Origin of the sequence: Planktothrix mougeotii LEGE 06226 (genome assembly GCF_015207485.1) — a bacterium.
GTDB lineage: Bacteria > Cyanobacteriota > Cyanobacteriia > Cyanobacteriales > Microcoleaceae > Planktothrix.
Window position 1 is genome coordinate 1 of sequence record NZ_JADEWU010000089.1, and the last position, 21,809, is coordinate 21,809.

20 protein-coding genes are annotated in these 21,809 nt (G+C 36.6%); 14 read left to right on the forward strand and 6 right to left on the reverse strand.

The window, feature by feature from the left end:
• Nucleotides 1-376 precede the first annotated feature (376 nt).
• From IQ236_RS23900 to IQ236_RS23910, 3 genes are all read left to right on the forward strand, one after another.
• Nucleotides 377-847, forward strand: a complete 471-nt coding sequence (locus IQ236_RS23900; protein WP_190520321.1) for a photosystem I reaction center protein subunit XI — start codon at nucleotides 377-379, stop codon at nucleotides 845-847.
• A 54-nt stretch (nucleotides 848-901) separates the two neighbouring features.
• Entirely contained in the window at nucleotides 902-1,018 is a 117-nt protein-coding gene (locus IQ236_RS23905) for a photosystem I reaction center subunit VIII (RefSeq protein ID WP_190520322.1), read from the forward strand.
• A gap of 92 nt (nucleotides 1,019-1,110) precedes the next feature.
• On the forward strand, nucleotides 1,111-1,323 hold the full coding sequence (locus tag IQ236_RS23910) for a hypothetical protein (RefSeq protein ID WP_190520324.1): 213 nt from the start codon (nucleotides 1,111-1,113) through the stop codon (nucleotides 1,321-1,323).
• Nucleotides 1,324-1,381: 58 nt separating this feature from the next.
• On the opposite strand, the gene IQ236_RS23915 is transcribed toward IQ236_RS23910, so the two are convergent.
• Nucleotides 1,382-2,725, reverse strand: a complete 1,344-nt coding sequence (locus tag IQ236_RS23915; RefSeq protein WP_193871601.1) for a peptidylprolyl isomerase — start codon at nucleotides 2,723-2,725, stop codon at nucleotides 1,382-1,384.
• A gap of 200 nt (nucleotides 2,726-2,925) precedes the next feature.
• On the opposite strand from IQ236_RS23915, the gene IQ236_RS23920 reads away from it, so the two are divergent.
• The gene (locus tag IQ236_RS23920; protein WP_193871602.1) at nucleotides 2,926-3,477 is read left to right on the forward strand and encodes a peroxiredoxin; all 552 of its coding nucleotides are present in this window, start codon (nucleotides 2,926-2,928) and stop codon (nucleotides 3,475-3,477) included.
• 61 nt (nucleotides 3,478-3,538) lie between these two features.
• Here the strand turns inward: IQ236_RS23920 and IQ236_RS23925 are convergent, their stop codons facing one another.
• Entirely contained in the window at nucleotides 3,539-3,742 is a 204-nt protein-coding gene (locus IQ236_RS23925; protein WP_190520330.1) for a DUF751 family protein, read from the reverse strand.
• Between the two features lie 285 nt (nucleotides 3,743-4,027).
• On the opposite strand from IQ236_RS23925, the gene IQ236_RS23930 reads away from it, so the two are divergent.
• The 4 genes from IQ236_RS23930 to IQ236_RS23945 all read left to right on the forward strand — a co-directional run bounded on the left by IQ236_RS23930 (nucleotide 4,028) and on the right by IQ236_RS23945 (nucleotide 6,502).
• Nucleotides 4,028-4,705, forward strand: a complete 678-nt coding sequence (locus IQ236_RS23930) for an HPP family protein (RefSeq protein WP_228041829.1) — start codon at nucleotides 4,028-4,030, stop codon at nucleotides 4,703-4,705.
• Nucleotides 4,706-4,756: 51 nt separating this feature from the next.
• Complete coding sequence (locus IQ236_RS23935; protein WP_193871603.1) at nucleotides 4,757-5,413, forward strand: MarR family winged helix-turn-helix transcriptional regulator; 657 nt, start codon at nucleotides 4,757-4,759, stop codon at nucleotides 5,411-5,413.
• 28 nt (nucleotides 5,414-5,441) lie between these two features.
• Nucleotides 5,442-6,149, forward strand: a complete 708-nt coding sequence (locus IQ236_RS23940) for a response regulator transcription factor (RefSeq protein ID WP_193871604.1) — start codon at nucleotides 5,442-5,444, stop codon at nucleotides 6,147-6,149.
• Between the two features lie 98 nt (nucleotides 6,150-6,247).
• Nucleotides 6,248-6,502, forward strand: coding sequence for a hypothetical protein (locus IQ236_RS23945; RefSeq protein WP_190520332.1), 255 nt, complete (start codon nucleotides 6,248-6,250; stop codon nucleotides 6,500-6,502).
• 34 nt (nucleotides 6,503-6,536) lie between these two features.
• Here the strand turns inward: IQ236_RS23945 and IQ236_RS23950 are convergent, their stop codons facing one another.
• From IQ236_RS23950 to rlmN, 3 genes are all read right to left on the reverse strand, one after another.
• Nucleotides 6,537-7,763 (reverse strand): RNA-guided endonuclease InsQ/TnpB family protein, encoded by a 1,227-nt coding sequence (locus IQ236_RS23950; protein WP_193871605.1) that lies wholly within the window; start codon nucleotides 7,761-7,763, stop codon nucleotides 6,537-6,539.
• A gap of 175 nt (nucleotides 7,764-7,938) precedes the next feature.
• The gene (locus IQ236_RS23955) at nucleotides 7,939-9,429 is read right to left on the reverse strand and encodes an FAD-dependent oxidoreductase (RefSeq protein ID WP_193871606.1); all 1,491 of its coding nucleotides are present in this window, start codon (nucleotides 9,427-9,429) and stop codon (nucleotides 7,939-7,941) included.
• Nucleotides 9,430-9,466: 37 nt separating this feature from the next.
• Complete coding sequence (gene rlmN, locus IQ236_RS23960) at nucleotides 9,467-10,498, reverse strand: 23S rRNA (adenine(2503)-C(2))-methyltransferase RlmN (RefSeq protein ID WP_193871607.1); 1,032 nt, start codon at nucleotides 10,496-10,498, stop codon at nucleotides 9,467-9,469.
• Between the two features lie 187 nt (nucleotides 10,499-10,685).
• Between rlmN and IQ236_RS23965 the strand changes: the two genes are divergently transcribed.
• From IQ236_RS23965 to IQ236_RS23985, 5 genes are all read left to right on the forward strand, one after another.
• Nucleotides 10,686-13,814, forward strand: coding sequence for a hypothetical protein (locus IQ236_RS23965; RefSeq protein WP_193871608.1), 3,129 nt, complete (start codon nucleotides 10,686-10,688; stop codon nucleotides 13,812-13,814).
• On the forward strand, nucleotides 13,804-17,502 hold the full coding sequence (locus tag IQ236_RS23970; RefSeq protein WP_193871609.1) for a helicase-related protein: 3,699 nt from the start codon (nucleotides 13,804-13,806) through the stop codon (nucleotides 17,500-17,502). The genes IQ236_RS23965 and IQ236_RS23970 overlap by 11 nt, the downstream gene beginning before the upstream one ends.
• A 105-nt stretch (nucleotides 17,503-17,607) precedes the next feature.
• The gene (locus tag IQ236_RS23975; protein ID WP_193871610.1) at nucleotides 17,608-18,762 is read left to right on the forward strand and encodes an AAA family ATPase; all 1,155 of its coding nucleotides are present in this window, start codon (nucleotides 17,608-17,610) and stop codon (nucleotides 18,760-18,762) included.
• A gap of 2 nt (nucleotides 18,763-18,764) precedes the next feature.
• Nucleotides 18,765-19,442, forward strand: a complete 678-nt coding sequence (locus IQ236_RS23980; protein ID WP_193871611.1) for a phage tail protein — start codon at nucleotides 18,765-18,767, stop codon at nucleotides 19,440-19,442.
• A gap of 38 nt (nucleotides 19,443-19,480) precedes the next feature.
• Complete coding sequence (locus tag IQ236_RS23985) at nucleotides 19,481-20,251, forward strand: sulfite exporter TauE/SafE family protein (protein ID WP_193871612.1); 771 nt, start codon at nucleotides 19,481-19,483, stop codon at nucleotides 20,249-20,251.
• Between the two features lie 13 nt (nucleotides 20,252-20,264).
• Here the strand turns inward: IQ236_RS23985 and IQ236_RS23990 are convergent, their stop codons facing one another.
• The gene (locus tag IQ236_RS23990; RefSeq protein ID WP_193871613.1) at nucleotides 20,265-20,648 is read right to left on the reverse strand and encodes a hypothetical protein; all 384 of its coding nucleotides are present in this window, start codon (nucleotides 20,646-20,648) and stop codon (nucleotides 20,265-20,267) included.
• A gap of 154 nt (nucleotides 20,649-20,802) precedes the next feature.
• On the opposite strand from IQ236_RS23990, the gene hslO reads away from it, so the two are divergent.
• Nucleotides 20,803-21,735 carry an Hsp33 family molecular chaperone HslO gene (gene hslO / locus IQ236_RS23995; RefSeq protein ID WP_193871614.1) on the forward strand — a complete coding sequence of 311 codons (933 nt, stop codon included), beginning with the start codon at nucleotides 20,803-20,805 and terminating at the stop codon, nucleotides 21,733-21,735.
• Nucleotides 21,736-21,809 lie beyond the last annotated feature (74 nt).

Here is a 21,809-nt window from a genome sequence, read left to right on the forward strand (position 1 = left end):
CACTGTTTTACCCCTCGTAAAACTGTTTAACTTTTAAGTTCCAGAGCAACAGACTAGCTACGCATCTATTGGTGGGTTCTTGAACGCTTGCCGATAACGTAGTCAGTTAAGACTATAGCTGGTCAGCTATCCAAAGAGGAGGCATGAAGCCCCGTCTCTTTAGAGCGGGGTGCTGACAATCTTAGTGGGTTGATAACTCGCTTAAATCTTAACTTGTTTTCACGGTGAGATACCCAACGGCGGAAGTGATCCCCCCCAGATGTGAACTTTTTTGAAGCTTATGCTGATTTCTGTAACGAGATTGCCTATCCCTGCGTAAAATATGAGCTTAATAACTGCGACAAGTTCTTCAATTATTAGAGGAGAAAGAAACCCCATGGCAGAATTGATTAAACCCTATAACGGTGATCCGTTTGTCGGCAATTTGTCCACTCCGATTAGCGATTCGGATTTTACCCGTGCATTTATTGGGAATTTACCTGCTTATCGTAAAGGCTTATCTCCTTTACTGCGAGGCTTGGAAGTCGGCATGGCTCATGGTTACTTTTTGGCGGGGCCTTGGATCAAGTTTGGGCCATTACGCGATCATGCGACCGCCGCTAACTTAGGGGGATTAATCAGTGCGATCACCTTAATTCTAATTGCCACGATTTGTTTATCTGCCTACGGATTGGTTACTTTCCAAAAAGGCGGTTCAGAAACTGATTCTCTGCAAACCTCTGAAGGTTGGAGTCAGTTTGCTGGCGGTTTCTTCGTCGGTGCAATGGGTGGAGCTTTTGTTGCCTTCTTCCTGCTGGAAAACTTTGGCATAGTTGATGCGATTTTCCGCGGCCTTGTCAATAGCTAATTTCACTTTTTGCCAAACTTGACAACTTTCTAACATTCAATAGGAGAATTTGATATGACCGGAGCATACGCAGCTTCTTTTTTACCTTGGATTTTAATTCCTGTGGTTTGCTGGTTAATGCCAGTTGTGGTAATGGGTTTATTATTCATCCACATTGAAAGCGACGCCTAGATTTTACCGTTGAGTCGCTCCAATTCTCCACCCTAGGGTGGGGATTTTTTTTTGTTAATTTAAAAAGAAACCGGATTTTTCACCTTCCGTTTATGTCCCCAACCGACGCCCCTAAACCTCAACCTGCTCCAGCAAAGCCCCCTGAAGATAAAAAACCGCCTCCTCCACAATCTCCAGACTGGGGAACATTAGGAGCTTTAATTCTGGCCTTATTTATCTTAATTATCGTGGTGGGAAATGCAACTGGATTTGGAGATAGTCAAAATCGACCCTTGACGGATTCTAGTTTTGAGCAAACGGATTAACAATTTCTGTCAGGGGTGAGTGTATCAGCTTGACACACTCACCCTAACTGCGGAATCCTTAACCAATTGTTAATGCTAAATCTGTAGGAGGTATAATCACAATTCCCGTTTGTACAACGCTCGGTTGAACATTTTTGACAACGCCTAAAATGCCCGAATTAGCCACACGAATCACCGTGTCATTTCCTGAAGCACTAAAACTTAAATTAGCCAAAGGAATTGTATCAATGATATGAATTTTATCCCCTTCTGCAACATTAAAGTCTGTAATGATATCGGCTAAATTTACATCAAAAACTTGTGTCGCTTCATCCCCTCGCAACATAAAAATATCAGCCCCCCCTTCTCCGGTTAAAGTATCTGTTCCTAAATCTCCGATTAGAAAATCATTGCCCTCATTTCCATTTAAACTATCATTATCCTGTCCCCCTCGCAGAAAATCTGAACCAGCCCCACCAAAAATCGTATCATTTCCTCGATTTCCATTCAAAATATCATCCCCTTTCCCTCCGGTCAAACTATCATTATCTCTTCCCCCAAAAATATAATCATTTCCATCATTTCCATTAAGAGAATCATTCCCTTGATTTCCATTAATGACATCTTGACCGATGGAACCTGTCACCAGATCATTCCCCCCTCCAGTTAATAATCCACGAGGATTATTTTGGGTAATTTCTGGGGTCATTGTTATGACATTATCAATATCCAGGTTACGAGGATAGGCATAACTTAAAGGCAGACTTGCACGATTGATGGTATTAATAAATGCGTTGAGAATATTGACATCGTTAATCACTCCAGAAACACGACTCGGTATAATTCCATCAACCACTTCTGCGTCTATAAGTCTATTCCCTTGTCGAATTTGTGTGACGATATCAAACCCTTGAACAACGTTTCCAAATACGGCATACCTCCCATCTAAATTGGTGGAATTATCCACTAAATTAATATAGAATTGTGAAGAAGCTGTATCGTTTCCTTGAGACCGCGCCATAGCAATTGAACCCTGTACATTACTTAATACAGGAGGAACGGTAATTCCTGCTTCTTGAAAAGTTTGGCTATAAACAGGTTCTGTAGCCCCTTGGGGTTTAATTTCTAAAGGAATATTTCGGACTTGACCTGTGGTTGGGTCAATAAAACCGCCACTTCCTAAAGTATTGGGATCAACATTCGGATCTTTACTTTGGGGGTCGCCACCTTGAACAACAAAGGGTTGGGGTTCTAAAACAACACGATGAAAGATGGTGTTATCGTAAACATCTCGTTCAACTAAATCGACAAAATTTCCAGCCGTTAGGGGGGCATTTGCACCATCAACTTGAATGGTAATGGGTAAACCTTCAACCACCATAATCACGGTAGCAGAACTGGTTAATTGGGGTTGATCAGCCATAATAAAATAATGAGTTAAAGTCTCTAAACTGCTCGGAAAAATAAGGCAAAATTAACCTGATTTTCTCTTGATATTTTACCAGAAAAATTGCTCTTTGAGTTAAAGATTGCCAAGATTGAGACTTCTGAATGCAAAATTAAGTTCCTGATGTTCCTGAGATTGTGTAAACTTATGTAAAGAGTTGTGATCATCCCAAACTTATGATATCCCGTCGTTTATTTTTCAGTTTCCTTTTATCTATAGGTTTAGCGGTTTTTAGTTTGAACTCCACTTTGCCGGCTTGGGCGTTAGGAGGGAAACTTCCCAACTTAAATCAACCGGCTCCTAATTTTACCTTACCCACCAATAGAGGAGAAGGAAAAATTTCTTTATCAGATTATCACGGACAATGGGTTGTTCTCTATTTTTATCCGAAAGATTTTACCTCTGGCTGTACCTTAGAAGCCCGTCGTTTTCAACAGGACTTACCTCAATATTTCGCTAAAAATACACAAATTTTAGGAGTAAGTGCTGATGATATTCAATCCCATGCTAAGTTTTGTGACTCGGAGGGTTTAAAATTTCCTCTGCTGGCAGATGTTGATGGAACTGTCAGTAAAGCCTATGGTTCTTGGCTCAATTTTATCTCAATGCGTCATACTTTTATTATCGATCCTGATGGAATTTTAAGAGAAACATTTCTAGGCGTTAATCCAGCCATCCATAGTCAAGAAGTTTTAGCGCGTTTGAATGAATTACAACAAACAATTTAGTTAAAATTAAAAAGGGAGGGAAAAAATAACCCGCCCTTTTTGTTGAAAAATCCTTCGTTTTTTAAACCGGGTTTAAGCCTAACATTGCGCGTAAGGTAAAAAAGGTAAAGGCAAAAACACTAAACAGTAAACCCACGAGTGCAATTGCTGTTACCGGACGATTTAAAAGGGGTTTTAGGCGTTCAAACAGGAAAAAGAAAATTCCCAGGGTGAAGGTAATAAAATAACGGGGATAGCGAGAAATGTTTTGAAAAAAGTCTTGCATTGTCGGGGTTGGAATTAACTTCAGATTAAAGGTTTTCCTAGTTTAACAGATTCAGTCCTGTACTGGGTTTGGGGATTAGGGAGGGTTGACAGCCCTTGAGGGACGTGATATTAATTAGGGTGCCTAATATTTAGGAGTCCTAATAAAAAAAGGAAGAACTGACATGAGATTAAATGTTGATGCCTATGCTGTGATTACAAGCCTGATGCTAGAAGGTGCTAATTATCCAACCGAAATCCTTAAACTAGCCCAGATCTAACACTCAGGTTCTATCTATTTTCCAGCATGATGCAGACTGGTTTTCTAGTAGTTTTATGGCAACGCTGCAAGCATCAGTTATCCCTACTTTCCGTCTCCAAAAGTGATCAAAAACTGATTCAGGGAAAGCCATCAATCCGTCTTCAAAAGGGCGTTTCTAAGTTTTTAGGTAATACTAGGAGACCTCGACGGTTGAAAGTTTATGTTAGGCGATCGCATAAATTGGGTTGTGCCTATCAACCTCGGTTTTCCTATATTCAAGTGTTACTGTCTTGGCTCGGTAGTTTTGTGGGAATCGCAGCCCTGGCTTATCTTTCCACCTATAGCCATTATCCATTGATTGCAGCCCCGATGGGCGCGACGGCGGTTTTGGTGTTTGGAGTGCCGGATAGTCCCTTGGCTCAACCGCGAAACGTGATTGGGGGTAATTTTTGGGGGGCATTGGTTTCGATTTTATCGGTGCAATTTTTCGGTACGGCTCCTTGGGTAATGGCTTTAGCCGTAGCAACGACGATTAAGCTGATGAAACTAACACGAACCATTCATCCGCCGTCGGGTGCTGTGGCGTTGATTGGGGTGATGAGTGGTGTATCGTGGAAGTTCTTATTCACTCCTGTATTAGCGGGATCGGTTATTATTGTTCTCTGGACTTTTGTGTTTAATAACGTTGCACCCGGTAGAAGTTATCCTAAACACTGGCTCTAAGCCTTAAATTATTCTTAACCACTAGACGTCATATAGAGGGGTCTGGACATCATGAATCATTCTGATCATGACTCAACAGAAGAACGTATTCTTGTCGGGCTTTCTAAGATTAGTCTAGCCCTCAAAAGTCAATCCTGGCAGGATGCTGGACAACATGGAGTTTCACCCACTCAAGCCCAAATTTTATCCTTGTTACAAGCCCAAGGCGATGAGGGGATGGGTTTGGCTGCTGTAGCAGAGGGTTTAGCCGTCACCCCAGCGACTGCTAGTGATGCGGTGCGGGTATTGGATGAAAAAGGTTTGGTGCAAAAAGTGCGATCGCCCCAGGATGGACGAGCCATCACGATTACCCTGACTCCAAAAGGCCAAAAGCTGGCTGCACAAACGTCTTGCTGGTCTGATTTATTCCTGGATGCGGTAGGAGAGCTATCTGAACTCGAGCAGACCGTTTTCTTACGCGGATTAATTAAAATGATTCGTAAGTTGCAACAAGCAGGTCAAATTCCGATCTCGAAAATGTGTGTAACTTGTCGATTTTTTCAACCGAATCGTTATCCGGGAAGTGATCAACCCCACCATTGTGATTGGGTCGATGCACCTTTTGGCGATCGCAACCTGCACCTGGAATGTTCTGAGCAGATTGAGGCTGCTGTAGATCAGGCAACAAAGGATTGGGAAAGCGACCCAACATCGGTTAATCCAGTTTGATCTTTCATCCGTGATTTTTCTTTAATTTATGGATATTTTAATTGTTGAGGATGAACCTGAAATTGCTCGATTAATTCAGCACACTTTAGAAGCTGAAGGATTTTCTTGTCAAATTGCGAATAATGGATTAGCTGCTTTACAAAAATTTCAAGAATTGCAACCGGATTTAATTATTTTAGATTTAATGATTCCGGGGTTAGATGGATTAGAAGTTTGTGCTAGAATTCGCCAAAAACCCGGACAAAAAGATCCGTATATTTTAATGTTAACGGCTAAAGGAGAAGAACTGGATCGAATTATTGGTTTATCAACTGGGGCAGATGATTATTTTGTAAAACCCTTTAGTCCGAGGGAATTAGTGGCTAGAGTCAGAGCTTTATTAAGACGAAGTTTGCGCCAAGGGGGTCAACAAAATCAAATGTATCAAACCCCCCATTTTTTACTGGATTTAGATCAAAGAACCGCCAGCCGTCAATTAGAATCAGGGGATACGGAAAATTTAGATTTAACTACTTTAGAGTTTAATTTATTATCTACATTTCTAAGTTATCCGGGTCGGGTTTGGAGTCGTACCCAACTGATTGATAAACTTTGGGGAGATGATTTTTTTGGCGATGAACGGGTTGTCGATACCCATGTCGCCAGACTGCGTAAAAAAATTGAACCTGACCCCTCCCACCCCAGTTTTATTAAAACTGTCACAGGGGTAGGATATAAATTTGAAGATGCCAATTAAGCACAAATTCAGCTAAAATAACTCAACCTTCTCTCGGAAGATGGAGTGATTTTAGGCAACGTTAAGTTATAATGTTATTAGGATTAAACGTTTTAACAATGAGTCAAGCAAAACCCCTCACCGACCTAGAATTAATTGATTGTGCAAAAGCTAATGCTAAACAAGGCGTTGCTAATGCGGCTAAACTCTCTGGTTATGGCGATGATGTGGATCAGTTTATGGATGCACTTCAAAGCGCCTGTCAACGAATTGGAGTTAATATTGATTCTTTATCCGATTTAATTACAGAACAGCAACAAATGAGACAAATACCAGGATTAGAAATTGCTCCTGACTCAGAATCGAGTTTTTGACATCCGCCCCGGGGTGAACGCACGGGGATTCCATCTATTTTAGCAGATCAAATATTGACAACTGCTTAAATATTGGACGGGTTGACGCTTCACTGAGATGCGCTTTCTTGACAGAAAGTCTGACCTTCTCTCCACATCTGTTTAAAGTCTCCGAAAGCCCTCCGGCGACCTTGATATTCATTGCGGCGTTAATATCTCGATCATGAGAAGTACCACAATTTAAACAAATCCATTCTCTAATATTTAATTCTTTTTTGCCACCCCGAAAACCGCAGCAAGAACAAAGTTGAGAAGTGGGAATCCATCTATCAATGACACGAAAATCACGTCCGTACATAACAGACTTAGCTTCTAGCATTGTTCTAAAATACTGCCAACCTAAATCTGAAATAGCACGGGCTAATTTCCGGTTTTTCATCATCCCTGAAACGTTTAAGTCTTCCAAGACTATCGTTTGATTTTCACGAATAATCCGGGTTGACAACTGATGAAGAAAATCGTTTCTGGTATCAGAAATCTTAGCATGAAGTCTGGCTAGTTTCTGTCTAGCAACTTCCCTTCTGTTGCTACCTTTCTGTTTTCTTGACAAATTCCGTTGTAATCTCCGTAAACGCTTTAATTGTTTCTTTAAAGGTTTAGGAGATTTAACTTTTTCACCGTTGCTCAATGTGGCAAAATCGGTGATCCCTAAATCAATTCCTACAGAATTTTGGTTTTCAGGTAAGGGTTGAGGATTAAACTCAACGACAAAACTCACAAAATACCTATCAGCACTATCCTTAATCAAGGTAGTGCTGGAAGGGACTGCGGGTAATTCTCTACTCCAGACTACTTTAATATCACCGATTTTAGCGATGTAAATGTAATCTGAATTAGGGTAGAGTTTAAAACCGTTATCCATAAATCTAGCTGATTGCTTAGATTTACGTTTTTTAAATTTAGGAGGTTTAACTTTCTTGCCTTTCCTTTGTCCTTTACAGGATTTGAAAAAGTTGGAGTAAGCTTGTTCTAAATCTCTTAAAGACTGTTGCAAGGGAATAGAAGAAACTTCTGTTAACCATTGCTTTTCAGTTGTCTTTTTGAGGTCTGTTAGCCTTTTAGAAAGTTCCTTGCTATTAGGTTTTTTGTTACCCGCACGGTATTGTTCTTGACAGTAAGCCAAGGCATCGTTAAAAACCACCCGACAACAGCCAAATAGTTGAGATATTAGCCTCTTTTGTTGGTCTGTTGGGTAGATTCTGTATCGATATCTTAGCTTCATGCTATAAAATTATATTGGTCTGCATTAACTATAGCCAGGAGTCCAGTAGATGTCAACCCTATAGATATGAGAAAACAAATTCATATTATTTATTAAAATTCCGTATAAAATCTTGATAAAATTGTTCATGGGAACAAAGTTAAGACTGACGCACAAGATCTGAGGAATCTGGTTTCTAACCTGATGCTTTAAGCTGTTTAATAATATCCTGAAAATTTCTTCCATAAACCGCTTGGTTATATTCCAATAATTGTGTTTCTGACCATTCCAATCGTTCTAAGGTTGCTTGTTGAATTTTAGCCATAAAAGGACGGCGAAATTCTTCGTAGGTTTGAAAACATTGTGTGATTTTATCAGAATAATTCCAATGATTATTTTTAGCTAATTCCTCAAGTAAAGTAACCATTACTAAAGCATCTTCAAACCCCTGATTAACGCCTTGAGCCGCAAAAGGTGGCATTCCATGAATAGCATCCCCGACTAATACCACTCGTCCTTGACTCCAAAAGGGTTGCATTTCTACATGAGAATCAGGAGCATAAAGATGAGCAGATGAGGGAAATTTGAGTTGATTATAAATTATAACTCGATGAATATAATAGGGACGTTTGTATAGGGTTTTCAAGGAAGATAAACCCACTAACTGTTGAAGATTATCGGGGAAATTGGCTTTTTTTAAATCGGTTATGGCTAAATTAATTAATGAATTTCCTGAACATTGTTCGAGAGTTTCTAAAGGTAAAGCAGCATGGAGAAGATAGCCGATTTCACCCGTTGGTCTATTGAGTAAAATCATTCTAGGTTTGTCTAAACTCTGACAATTTGGAGTAATTTTATCCTGAATTAGGGTAACAATTCGACAATCAGAAAAAAAGGTTTCTTCTAGTTCTGTTCTTAAGGATGGGGGAATGTCCGTGATGTGTGTACATCCAATCGCTGAAAACCCAGAATATTCAGGTTTAGCGACAGATTGGTAGGGTGTATTCTCATATAAAACTTGACGAATCCTAGAGTTAATTCCATCCGCAGCTATCACAATTTTAGCTCGAAATGATTGAAGTTGAAAGGAGGGGTTTAACGGTTCTAAATCTTGAGAAATAAGAGGATTTTGAGGCTGTTCTTGTTCCCAATGAGCATAGGGATTTGCTTCGATTTCTCGATCACAAATACAGTCTATTCTAACACAGCCTAATTCTGGCTCATCTACTATATTAACACAACGATGATTGACTTTAACTAGATTGTCAGGAAGCAAGTTTCTTAAACAGGTTTGTAACTCATACCAAGCCATAGAAACTCGACCTTCTCCATAAAGATTGAACCAATGTTCAAAACTTAAGGGAATTGCTGAAATCCGTTTTCCGTTGGTATTTTTTTGTACCCATTCTGGCAAAATTTTAGGCTGATTATTGGGACTAAAATTTGCAGGAGAAAACCTGATTTCGCCTGTTGTTATGGCTTCATAAGCTTGAGTTTGAATACAATTTAAGGCTTTTAAACCATTAGGAAGAAGATCTAAAACTTGACCCACCGGACGAAAATTATGAGTTTGATCAATGACTAAAATATTGTGAATTCCTCGTTGACGCAAACCGAGTGCTGTTGCTAATCCAACTGGCCCAGCACCGACAATCAAAACATCATAAATTTCAGTAGAATTTACCATTTTTCTCTCTTGTTAATATTTTTTAATAAGAACAATTTTACACCTTAGAAGCGCGTAATTGTCCACAAGCTGCATCTGCTTCTAAGCCTCTGGAATAACGGACACTCACCGCTATATTACGCTGTTTTAGGATATCCATAAACTGATTAATTCGTTGAGTATCCGGTCGTTTATAGTCAACTTCTTGAATCGGGTTATAGGGAATTAAATTAACATGACTTTGAAACCCTCTTAATTGACTCGCTAATTCAATAGCGTGTTCGGGTAAATCATTTAATCCCGCTAAGAGAATATATTCAAAACTGATTCTTCTTCCGGTTAATTTTACATAGTCTCGACATTCAGCAAATAATTGAGATAGGGGATAGGTTTTGGCGCTGGGGATTAATTCTTCTCGAATATTTTGATAGGAAGCGTGTAAACTAACGGCTAATGTGACTTGTAAGTCATACTCGGCTAATTCTCGAATTTTTCCTCGTAAACCAACAGTCGAAACCGTCATCATTCGTTGTCCAATTCCCACATCTTGATTGAGGGATTTAATCGCCGCAACGACATTATTAATATTTAATAAGGGTTCTCCCATTCCCATAAATACAATATGACTGACTCGCCGTTGAAAATCTTCCTGGACGGTTAACACTTGATCAATAATTTCATAGGCTTCTAAATTGCGAGTAAAACCGCCTTTTCCCGTCGCACAAAAATCGCACGCCATTGGACAACCGACTTGGGAAGACACACAAACCGTTAAGCGTTTTTCGGTGGGAATTCCAACGGTTTCAATAATTTGACCATCGGCTAATTTTAATAAATATTTAATGGTTTTATCGGGAGCGATCGCTTTATAATGAATATTAGATCGACCAATCTCAACATTGCCAACGGTCTCGCGCCATTGTTTCGGAAATACGGTAATTTCTCCTAAAGATTTCGCCCCTTTCTGATAAATCCAATCATATAATTGCTTACCTCGATAAGCAGGTTGTCCCTGTTGTTGTACCCAGTCGGTGAGTTGTTCTAAAGATGACCCTAATAGGGGAGTTAATGTCGAGTTTACCGTAATCATAACCGTTAATAATAAAAGCTAGGGGTGAAAATTAATCTAACCCAAAAGAAAGGGTTGGCCCAGAAGTTAACCTCTATTCTATATTATATCTAATTTGTTAATCGTTTTTCTGTTAATTTAGACTTTACAGTTCCCACAAGAGATTGTAATATAGATACAGATTTTATAATGATGACAGATTTTGAGAATGAGCGATCAACACACTCTTAAAGAAAACTCCGATCCCCTAGCTCAATTAGATTATATTCCGTTATTGGACTTAATTCTCCAAGAACTCAAGAATAATTTCCCTATTTTTCAACTTTCTCCCGATCAAAATCGTCTTCTAATTGATGCGTATCGTCTAGCTTATAAATTAGCGACTCAAAACCAAAACCTCAATCCTTTAACTCAAACCACAGGAATTCGGGCGGCTACAGTTAATTTTAAATCCGATAGTCATTTTTATGCTAAAATTAAAGAAATTCACAGTTTATTAAAACAACGGTTAAACCAAGCCTGTAAACATCAAGAACCTCAAGAAATTCTCCGAAATATTTGTCAAAATATTACTGAATTTGATGGCGATAAAGCCTCCCTCCCTTTTCAATATCCTTTGAAAAAAAACTACTCTTTTAATTCCCAAAGATTAATCATAGAAAATAGTTTTACACCGAATCGTAGTCCCGGCGGTGATTCAATTATTAAAGCCCATCATTTGAATGTTCGGTTTACAGGTTTAGGAAATTTTGAGCAACATTTATCAGAAAATATTAAACGTTATATTGAAACGATTACTGAGGATAACTCTAGGGAAAGACAGGAGCTCAATGCGTTACTGAATGAATTATCATCTCGACCCAACTCCAGTTTATTTAAACTCAAAAGTATTATTGATATCGAAGCATTACCCCGTTTGCTGCGAGATCTAAAAATCGATTATTTAGACTATTTAAAGCAAGGATGGAAAAGCACTCATTCGGGTTCAGAGTCTCCTGAATTAAATGTTTTACAAACTTTGATTAACCGTTTAAAAATTGTCATTGAATATATTAATAATCCCGATTTAGATAATGCTCATTATGAAGTCACTTATTTAGGAGAAACTGTTAATTTAAGAACGGCTTTTTCCCAAGCGGATGCTTTTGATATTTTACCGATTATTCCTGATTATGAAGGAGTTATTGGAGAAAGTTATAATCGCAACAATGATAATTTTAAAGAATTTAATTTAGGGGTGCGTTTAAAACTGAATGGTGCGGTTAATGCCTATCAGGAAAAATCCTCCTTAGATTATCATATCACAGAAATTGATCCCACCAGTCCTCGACATCGAGAAACCTTACAAAATACAGGAAAAGCCAAAAGTTTTAAAAGCAGAGTCTTAAGAACTGCTTGTCTTTATTATCTGATTTTTGCTGTTGATGAAACCGGAGAAATACCCGATGAGGATTATAACCCGATTTCTGCATTTGAACAGAACGTTTTAAGGATTTTTCAATCTCAGACTTCAACCCAGGAAGATATCAACGCTCTTTTGTTAACCATTAAAACTAAAATCGCTAATTCGTCTTGGAACGTCAGCCAAAAATTGAATCGATTAAAAATATTTTTACAGAGTTTCCTGAAACAAAAAAGCATTCTTACCTATTCCCCTAAAACTGTTAAGTTGCGTCTACATCGAGACTTATTACAATCTAAAGCCAGGGATATTATTAATGATCAAAACTTTTTTGTAATTAATTTAGAAAATACTGATCCTATTCGTTCAAAAGCATCTGCTAGAGAAGCATTAGCCTATTTAGAAGTTCAAGAGAATCAACTTAGTGAAAACTCCTTAGCTTCCCTAGAAGTAACGTTCAATTTTAATGATATTCGTTATTTCACCTTGGCGGAAAAACAAGAATTCGCCCTCAGATATAATATCAATGAGATTCAGGCGTTACCTGTGGTATTTTATCCTATTCGACCTTTTAAAGCTCAAGAAAATCCCCAAGCTGGAGAAAAGTTTAAAGCTCATCATATCTATGAAAACCATTTCAAAAATCAAAAAATTATTGCTGTTTATTATAACATTAAAGAACTGAAAGAAACTATCTTTAACAATATTCAATCTCCCGCAGCCAGAATCTACCGTCAAGTATTTAGTTTATTAACTTACTTGTGTATTAATATTTGTCAAAATACCCTCAAAGATGAAAATTTATTTATTCCCATTTTCCGATTTCACCTAAAATCCCTAGAAGATAATAGCGAAGATGAAAAATACTTAAATAGTCTAACTCGATCTTTAACTCATCTTTTACGACGAGATTGTTTAGCTAATGATCAAGGATTAAATGTTGCTGATACTGAAGGTTTTGACTTTCGAGTCAAAAATGCCTTATCTTCCCTCTATTCTCTGCTTCCCAAACGGTTTAAATTTAAAAGTGATTTCAAACCTCAATTGGATAAATTAGCAATTATTGTTGTTTCCAGTTGGTTGAGTGATGCAATTTGGAATGAACCCGACCAAACTCATCGAATTTCTAATATTTATGGTGAGATTATTTTAATTGAAAAAGATCCCAATACCGACGATGTGATTCAAATTAATAACTTTAGAACCTTTTCTGATAATCAAAAGCATGAAGAATTGTATCAAAAACCCAGCGTGATTCGGGATGCGATCACAACATTGTATGAACAACAAGGATATCGACACTTTTTATATATCGCAAAAGCACCCTATAGCAGACGTTTAGGGTTAATTCAATCAGAAACCGATCCCGATTCTTTATTTTTTATGTCGGAAGCAGTAATTCAATATCTCAAAAAAGATAAACCAGAAATTAAACTGTATCCTGTGTTTATGGATACCTACCCCGCCTTAAATTTGAAAGACAAAAATGTAGACTCTTTCTATATTCCTGATGTTGAAGAATTGAAGAAATTGTCAAATGATCCCAGTCAAAGAACAAAAGTATTTTTAAATTTATTTACAGGAGTAACAATTGATCCTAAGAAATCATTTTTTAATAGTGTTGTTTGTTATAGCACTTTATTAAATATTTATGATGATGCTCATACAAAAGATATTATTTCAGGGTTATTAGACTCAGAATCTTCTCTACAGCAAACGATTTTAAACTATATTCTGTTGTTTCATTTTTCCCGCTATGAAAAAAGTTATGAATTCCAAAAAAATAATATTATGTTAAAACTAAATCCCTATGACCAACTCATCGGAGATCAAGGAATTGGAACGATTTCGACCTTTGCTTACTCAGAAAAAAATATTAAATTTAATACTTTAGCCTTTTTAACCCATGTCAGGAGTGCAATTTATGAGTCATAAATTAGGAATAGAATTAGGTCGAGTATTTGAAATTGGGTTTAATCTGGGGATTTTGACTTATTTTAAGCAAACTCAATTCAAACAATCCTATGGGGACATTTATCGAACTCCCCTCAGCCAATTATATTTATATCAAATCAGTCAAAAACTTGCCAATGAAAATTGTATTTTGGATCAAGCGGATCGAAATACAATTGCGATTTGGGTGAAACTGTTTTTACAAAAAGGCTGGACATCAGGAGTCAGTTTTATTCGAGAATATCGAGAAGCAACCGGATGGAGATATTCGCCAGAAATCGAGATTCTCTATTTTCAATGTGATTTTTATAATAATAACTGCTTTAATCTGATTGAAAAAAGTGAAGCCGATGCTTATCGAGAAATTTTAGAAACTCAAGGGTTTAAAAATGTTGATATTTCTCGATATAAACAGACTGGGGAATTTTTAAAGGCCGATACCTTATTATTAACACGTTGTTTTGACGAATATCGAATTTTAGTGGTAGATTTGTCCACGTTTACGACTTCCGCTATTTATTCCATTCAAAATATTAAAAATATTGAGACCCTCAAACATCTCTTAAAACAAGAGTTAAACTATATTCGATCTAAATCTCGGTTTTGTGGATTGGAAATTGATACGGGATCGTCGGAAAATTACAAGGTTTATTCTCAAAAACTAGAACGCTATTTTTCTGCTTTTGCGACGAAGGATAAAGAAGCTGTAAAAGTCATTCAAGCTTGTAGTTATGCTTGGAGTTTTTATCAGTTTCTCTTAGATGAACAGTATTTAAAATCGGATGATCCAGTCAAATTTAACTGTTTTGGATATAGCGATCGCCTGATTAATGGAATTTCTTTAAATACGGATGAAAAACCAGGTAAAGAATCCTTAAATATTTTAAAAACCTGTCATAAAATTTATCAAAATAAAGGAACTTCAGAAATCCGAGAAAACCGCAAAAAAGTGTTAAATGTGATTCAGAGTAACGCCGCCAGAAGCTTTAAAAATGGAGGTGAATTTGTTGATCAAATCCTTCAAGCAAAACCTAATGTGATTACAGCCATTCATCATCAAGAAGTGTTAAATGTGGCGGAATCAGATTTTTTTAATACCGCCGATCAGATTTCTCATTCGTTACAGCGATCGCTTAATTTAACTCAATCTAACTTATCGTTAAGAGATGCTCATGCGGCGTTAATTCAGCGATCGCTTTCTGACCCAACAATCTCTTATTTATTCCTCACAGGAAACCCCGGAATTGGTAAAACTACTGCTGTTGCTAACTATATTTTAAACCATTTAGAAGACGGAACACTATTATTTTATGTCAGTCCTCGGATTCAAGTAAATCGGGATATTGTGGAAAAATTTAGAGACCCTTCAACCCAAAAGTTAAAATCTGATCAGATTATTTGTTTAAATACCAATGCGATGATTTTAAAGGAACAAAAAGGTGGTTGTGCGGTTGAATCTTATTATCATCGATTTTCCGAAGATGTACAAATCGGAAAAGTTAAGTTTTTAAAACCTAGTTTAGAGCGCGATTATCATCTGAAATCTTCTCAACGATTTGGGCGAAATTCCGAAGAAATTTTAGAAGTAAAACCGCGAAATCAAGCAGGCGTTTTAGCGAGTTTATCGGAAGCCATTCATACTTGTTTAATTCATCCCGATCAATTTCCAAATAATATCATTGCGACCGCATCAATTCAATCGTTAAAAGAAACAAGATCAGGAAATACCTTAAAACATTTAAAGGGAATTTTTAGCAGTGTTTATAATTCCTCTAAAAAACCCCCTGGTGTGATTCCTGAAAAAATGAAAGCACTTTCCCAACGGTTAAAAAATATTTTTATTATGATTGATGAAATTACCGGATCATCAGAAGGGGTTGCTTTTTTACATGGAATTATAAAATTTATTAAGGAATACGACTTATTAAATCCTGACTATGGGTTTAATATCAAAGTGATTACTGCGGATGCTTCTTTAACCTTAAAGGATGTGGTTGAAAGTCATTTATCCGATCAAAATGTCCAAGCAGATAAAATTTTTGTCCGACAGGTTTCCCCTACCAAAGAGCAGTGTTTATGGATCGATAACTTTAATTTTTTAAATCAATATTCAGCAACTTTAATTAATGCAAATTCTTATCCCGCTTCTCAATTAACAATAGATTATCAGGTTTTGATTCACTCAGTCAGTGACCTAGAAAATAACGAAGATGATTCAACGTTAATTAACCCCATGATCGATATCATTAAAAGGGATATTTTGCAACGGTTAAATCAAAACAAAGGTCAAATTATTGTTTATATTCAAAATAAGGAAAAACTTAAAAAACTCATTGATCTAATTATAAAAGAAATTGCTCAATTTGAAGTCGAAAAAGATTACTTAGAAATCCATGCGAGTCTTTCTGAGGAGGAAATCGCCAAGATTCAACAATTCAAGGATAGCGTTAAGGTTATTTTTATGACGGCTTCCGCATCTCGCGGTTTATCCTTCCCGAATACACGATTTATTCTAGTGGAAATTCCAGGGTTTCAAATTGAACAAAATTTAATGGAAATTATTCAAGTGATCTATAGAGGTCGCGGGGGAAGTTTAGATCAAGGGGAAAAATTTATTAAGTTTTATCTATCAGATAAAGCTATCTATTTTACCCCTAAAGTTGATCAAGATAATCACCCTTTATCTCCAGCAGAATCTCAGGAATTAGCTAAAATTTCTTTACAAGAATCCTGTTTAAGTGCGTTGAATATTCTGATTATTTTAAAAGCATCAATTATGACTCGAATTGTGGGATCGGGTCAAATTGGATTTCAACATTATGTGATGATTCCCATTGGAGGAAAGTGGATTAAACAAGGGGGAGATAGTTTTTTAGGGTCAATGGTAACTTTATATCAGGAAGTTGTAAAAGAGTCTAAAAAGCGTCGTCAAGATCAACGCTTAAAGGAGATTTCCCAAGGGTTATTAAATTTATTATCCGCTCAAAAAATAGAAATTTATCGTCCTCCTGTCACCTCTAAAACTCAACAGGAAGTATCTTATTTATCTTTGGGATCGGAAATTTTATCTAAATTGGAAAAAAGTTTAGATCAATTTTTGGATCTTCCCCCCTTAGAAAAAACCTATGTGCGAGGAAGTTTATTGATTATTCCGTTATTAGAAAAAACGGTTAGGGAAATTAATTATATTGATTTATCTCGGATTTTTGCTTTAGAAAATAGCAATTTTATTCAACAATTGTGGAGTTTAATAAAGGGAAATTCCCCCAAACAAATTAAGACACTTGTTCCTTTTGCTTTGGAATTAGCTTATAATTTAATAGAGGTTAAAGGGCGATCTCAACAAGTTATGCAAACTTCTAAAAGCTGCGATCGCTATTATGCGTTTCCCATTCAAACTTTTTTAACCTTTTCTGAATTAGAGGAATACTTTTTAAGTCATCACAAGTTGTTACCTTCCACCTTTCAGGAAATTCTAAGACACTGGGTTTATTCTCTCGCTTCTGCGGATAATATCTTACCCATTGATGCTAATTATCAAAATATTCCTTATGTTGTGTTTAATACAAACTCAATGGATAAACTCGGTAAAAATTTGTTTAACGAAAATCAACTGTTTCACTCTAAGGAAATGAATATTTTAAACTTAATTCTGTCTCAAAGCGATTAACAATCTTCAAAATTTATGATATAATGATTAAAAACAAACTTTCTCTAAAGAAAGCTAAAAATCAATTCTCTATAAATTCTTTAAATCTGAAACGGGAAGATGGTCATGATTCAAGAAATTACTATCAAAAATTTTAAATCCATTGAACAGTTAAAACTTAAACTGGGAAGGGTAACGGTTTTGATTGGTGAAAATGGTTGTGGAAAAACGAATATCTTGGAAGCGATCGCGTTAAGTTCAGCCGCAGCAAGTGATAAACTCGATCATGAGTTTTTAGCATCCAGAGGAATTAGAATAACGGAACCTCAATTCATGCGATCCGCTTTTAATTCTGATGATCTTAACCCAGAAATTGAAACATCTTTCCAGTTTCAAAACGATAAGATTATTACCTATAATTTACAACATGATGGGAAACCCTACTCTAGTTGGGTTAGTAATATTTCGGAAATTTCAGAGGAAATCCTTAAAATTAAGATGATAAGCACGTTATTTTATCAAGGTTTTGAAAATGATGGTATTTTTTCTCTATCAGAAGCAGATTATGTTAAACAAAACGTAAAAGAGTATATCCTAAAAAATCCTAATAATTTAACTTTAAAAAATTTTTTGATTTTTTCTCCAGAGAACTCCAGTTTACGAATTTTTAAAGAAGAAGGTCAAATTGAACCTTTGGGAATTCAAGGAGAAGGACTATTTAAACTACTAACAGTTTTAAGTTTGGATAACAATCAAGATAAAATTAAAGAAATAAAACAAAAAATGCAGCTTATAGATTGGGTTGAAGATTTCAAAATTCCTGATGAATTATCGCGGAATCAAAAAAATATTAAAATAGCTGATCGATACCTTTTAGGAAAACAAAAATACTTTGATCAAAATAGTTCTAATGAAGGATTTTTATTTTTACTGTTTTACTTTTGTCTGTTTATCAGTGATAATACCCCTAAATTTTTTGCAGTCGATAATATTGATGTTTCCCTAAATCCCAGATTGGGACGTCGGTTAGTTAAAGAATTAGTACAGTTAGCAAAAAAATATGATCGACAAGTTATTTTTACCACTCATAATCCTGCTATTTTAGATGGATTAGATTTGAAGGATGATGAACAAAGACTTTTTGTCATTTACCGTAATCGATTAGGTTATACTAGAGCAACAAGGATTTCACCTCCAAAACCTCTGGAGGGACAGGAACCTGTGAGATTATCAGAAGCATTTTTACGCGGTTATATTGGGGGATTACCTAAAAATTTTTAGTTATGATTACTTTTGGATTAATTACTGAAGGACTTACAGATCAGATTGTCATTGAGAATATTTTAAGCGGGTATTTTGACACAAATGATTTAATTGTTAACCCTCTTCAACCTGAAAGAGATAAGGATAATGATAATAAATCAGGTCATGGAGGTTGGACACTGGTTTTTGAATATTGTAAGTCCGAATATTTTAAACAAGCTTTTCAATTTAATAAGTATGTGATTATTCACATTGATACTGATGTTTTAGACGGATATAATAGTATTTCTCATCGTGATGAGAATGGTGTAGAATTGAGTCCAGAACAATTAATAGAAAAAGTCAAAGAAGAATTCAAGAGTTTAATAGGGGAAGATTTTTATAGCAAATATTATGATAAAATTATTTTTGCTATAGCTGTTCATACTATTGAATGTTGGTTACTTCCTCTTTACTATACGGAAAAAAAGAAGAAGCAGAAAATCAAAAGTTGTTTAGGTACGTTAAATCAAGCTCTTAATATTAAAGAAGATTTTACAATTGATAAGAACGCTAAAAATCCTGAATATTATAGAATCGTTTCTAAAGCCTACAGTAAACGTAAAATTTTGATAAAACATTATCCCAATAATCCAAGTTTAAAGATTTTTATCCAAGAAATTGAATCCCGAAAGATTGTGATAGACTCTGATGACTGATTACTGAAATTCTGATTATATCAAATAATTTTGATAAGATGGAAGATTTACTCACTCCCTTCGCTTTACTAATTCTAATTTTAGTCTTTTTCTTCACAGGTGTAATTAGCGTTGTCACGGGTTGTACGTCTTTAATTACTGTCCCTGTAATGCTACAAATGGGAATAGAACCCGACATTGCGATCGCTACTAATATGTTAGCATTAACCTTTCTAAGTTTAGGGGGAACTATCCCCTTTATCAAAGAGAAAAAACTGAATAGTCAGCGTTTACCGAGTTTAATTTTTTTAACAATATTAGGTTCAATTTTAGGAGCTTTTTTAGTTTTTACAATTTCTAAAAATACCCTATCGTTGATCATTTCTTTGTTGATGGTGGCGATCGCAATTTTTGTATTTTTAAATCCCCAAAGCGGAATTAAACCTCACCCAGAACCTGCTTCAAAGTTATCAGAAAACTTAGGATATCTAGGAACATTTTTATTAGGAATTTATGGAGGTTTTTTTAGTGGGGGTTATGTCACCCTACTAACGGCGAGTTATGTCATGCTATTTCATCAAACCTTTATTGAAGCAGTGGCGACGACAAAAGTAATTAATATCTTTTCCTCCTTAGTGGCTACTTTAATTTTTACCGCCCACGGAATTGTTAATTATCCCTTGGGAATTGTCCTGAGTTTAACAATGTTTATGGGAGGAATATTAGGGGCAAAAATTGCCCTTAATATGAGTAATCTTTGGATTAAACGATTGTTTATGTTAACCGTTTTAGGGTTAGCCCTTAAAACCTTTTTTTCGGCTCTTTCATAAACACCGTTAACGGTTAGTTTTTATGGGTTAAAAATTCCCGTAACCGCATTAAATTCATCGTTTGACCTAAATTTAAAGGTAATACCGAAATTCCTTCTAAACGAGATTGTACCCAACCTTCCCCCCAATACCATTCATGAAACCCATCAATTCCTCGACTCAATAATAGCCTTAAACAATTGGGTTGAGCAACATCAACATAATGTTGAATTGTAACAGGGCCGAGGGAAGTGGTAAAGGTTAATCCCGGTTGAAATTGTTCAGGAAGTCCAGGATTAAATTGTTGAGGCCATAACCATTTTTGCAACTGACTCGGACGCATTAAACTGTCTCGAATATCAGTTTCTTTGGCATTGACTTCAATACGGAGACTACTGTGTTGAAACGTACCGAGCATAACAATTTCACAAGTTTAAATAACGGTATGATTTATTCTATCAAAATCATCTTCTACTGACACTCAAAACCCTACTTTACAGGCAAGATGCCTGTTCCACAGACCTGACACCCGATAAAATGGGAGCAGGTACAAATTGTTAAAAACTGTAAACATGGCAGATCAACTAATTCGGGCAACAGCCGCAGATGGGGGAATTCGGGCAGTCGGCATCATTACCACCCGTTTGACGGAAGAAGCAAGACAACGACATAAACTGTCTTATGTGGCAACAGCAGCGTTAGGGCGAACAATGGCAGCCGGATTACTGTTAGCATCAAGTATGAAACGGGCAGAATCCAGAGTCAACATCCGCATCAAAGGCGATGGCCCCTTGGGGGGAATCCTGGTAGATGCGGGGTTAGATGGAACGGTACGGGGGTATGTGGAAAATCCAGAGGTGGAACTTCCTCCTAATGCTCTGGGAAAATTAGATGTCGGGGGCGCGGTGGGTGCTCAAGGCTATGTGCGAGTCGTGCGAGATGTGGGTTACGGCTATCCTTACACCAGCACCGTTGAATTAATTTCGGGTGAAATTGGCGATGATATTACCCATTATTTAGCAACCTCTGAACAAACTCCGTCGGCTTTAGTCTTAGGGGTATTTGTTGATAAAGAAGGAGTGCAAGCTGCGGGAGGATTATTATTACAAATATTACCGAAAGCGGCTATCGATGAAGAATTGATCGCTAAATTAGAATCCCGTGTCCAAAGCTTATCGGGATTTACCCCCTTGTTAAGAGCCCATAAAACCCTACCCGATATTTTCCAAGAATTATTAGGAGATATGGGATTAGTGATTTTACCCGAATCTCAACTGGTTCGATTTGATTGTAGTTGTTCCTTTGAACGGGCATTAGGGGCCTTAAAAATGTTTGGAACTGAAGAACTCCAAGATATGATTGAAAAAGACAATGGTGCAGAAGCAAAATGTGAATTTTGTGGGGAAATGTACCAGGCAACATCTGACCATCTCGCCGAACTGATTGAAGATTTACAAATGAAACCTGAACCTCAAGAAACGCGAAAAAATTCAATTTTATTTTAAAGCCACGTTATCAGTTAACAGTTATCAGTTATCAGTTATCAGTTATCAGTTATCAATTATCAGAAAATTTCCCC

Coding starts and splice junctions, on each gene's coding strand:
- rlmN (WP_193871607.1), bottom strand. CDS start 10,498: ATGATTACGGTAAACTCGACATTAACTCCCCTATTAGGGTCATCTTTA.
- IQ236_RS23975 (WP_193871610.1), top strand. CDS start 17,608: ATGATTCAAGAAATTACTATCAAAAATTTTAAATCCATTGAACAGTTA.
- IQ236_RS23945 (WP_190520332.1), top strand. CDS start 6,248: ATGAGTCAAGCAAAACCCCTCACCGACCTAGAATTAATTGATTGTGCA.
- IQ236_RS23905 (WP_190520322.1), top strand. CDS start 902: ATGACCGGAGCATACGCAGCTTCTTTTTTACCTTGGATTTTAATTCCT.
- IQ236_RS23950 (WP_193871605.1), bottom strand. CDS start 7,763: ATGAAGCTAAGATATCGATACAGAATCTACCCAACAGACCAACAAAAG.
- IQ236_RS23915 (WP_193871601.1), bottom strand. CDS start 2,725: ATGGCTGATCAACCCCAATTAACCAGTTCTGCTACCGTGATTATGGTG.
- IQ236_RS23965 (WP_193871608.1), top strand. CDS start 10,686: ATGAGCGATCAACACACTCTTAAAGAAAACTCCGATCCCCTAGCTCAA.
- hslO (WP_193871614.1), top strand. CDS start 20,803: ATGGCAGATCAACTAATTCGGGCAACAGCCGCAGATGGGGGAATTCGG.
- IQ236_RS23910 (WP_190520324.1), top strand. CDS start 1,111: ATGTCCCCAACCGACGCCCCTAAACCTCAACCTGCTCCAGCAAAGCCC.
- IQ236_RS23980 (WP_193871611.1), top strand. CDS start 18,765: ATGATTACTTTTGGATTAATTACTGAAGGACTTACAGATCAGATTGTC.
- IQ236_RS23985 (WP_193871612.1), top strand. CDS start 19,481: ATGGAAGATTTACTCACTCCCTTCGCTTTACTAATTCTAATTTTAGTC.
- IQ236_RS23940 (WP_193871604.1), top strand. CDS start 5,442: ATGGATATTTTAATTGTTGAGGATGAACCTGAAATTGCTCGATTAATT.
- IQ236_RS23900 (WP_190520321.1), top strand. CDS start 377: ATGGCAGAATTGATTAAACCCTATAACGGTGATCCGTTTGTCGGCAAT.
- IQ236_RS23970 (WP_193871609.1), top strand. CDS start 13,804: ATGAGTCATAAATTAGGAATAGAATTAGGTCGAGTATTTGAAATTGGG.
- IQ236_RS23930 (WP_228041829.1), top strand. CDS start 4,028: ATGATGCAGACTGGTTTTCTAGTAGTTTTATGGCAACGCTGCAAGCAT.
- IQ236_RS23955 (WP_193871606.1), bottom strand. CDS start 9,429: ATGGTAAATTCTACTGAAATTTATGATGTTTTGATTGTCGGTGCTGGG.
- IQ236_RS23925 (WP_190520330.1), bottom strand. CDS start 3,742: ATGCAAGACTTTTTTCAAAACATTTCTCGCTATCCCCGTTATTTTATT.
- IQ236_RS23935 (WP_193871603.1), top strand. CDS start 4,757: ATGAATCATTCTGATCATGACTCAACAGAAGAACGTATTCTTGTCGGG.
- IQ236_RS23990 (WP_193871613.1), bottom strand. CDS start 20,648: ATGCTCGGTACGTTTCAACACAGTAGTCTCCGTATTGAAGTCAATGCC.
- IQ236_RS23920 (WP_193871602.1), top strand. CDS start 2,926: ATGATATCCCGTCGTTTATTTTTCAGTTTCCTTTTATCTATAGGTTTA.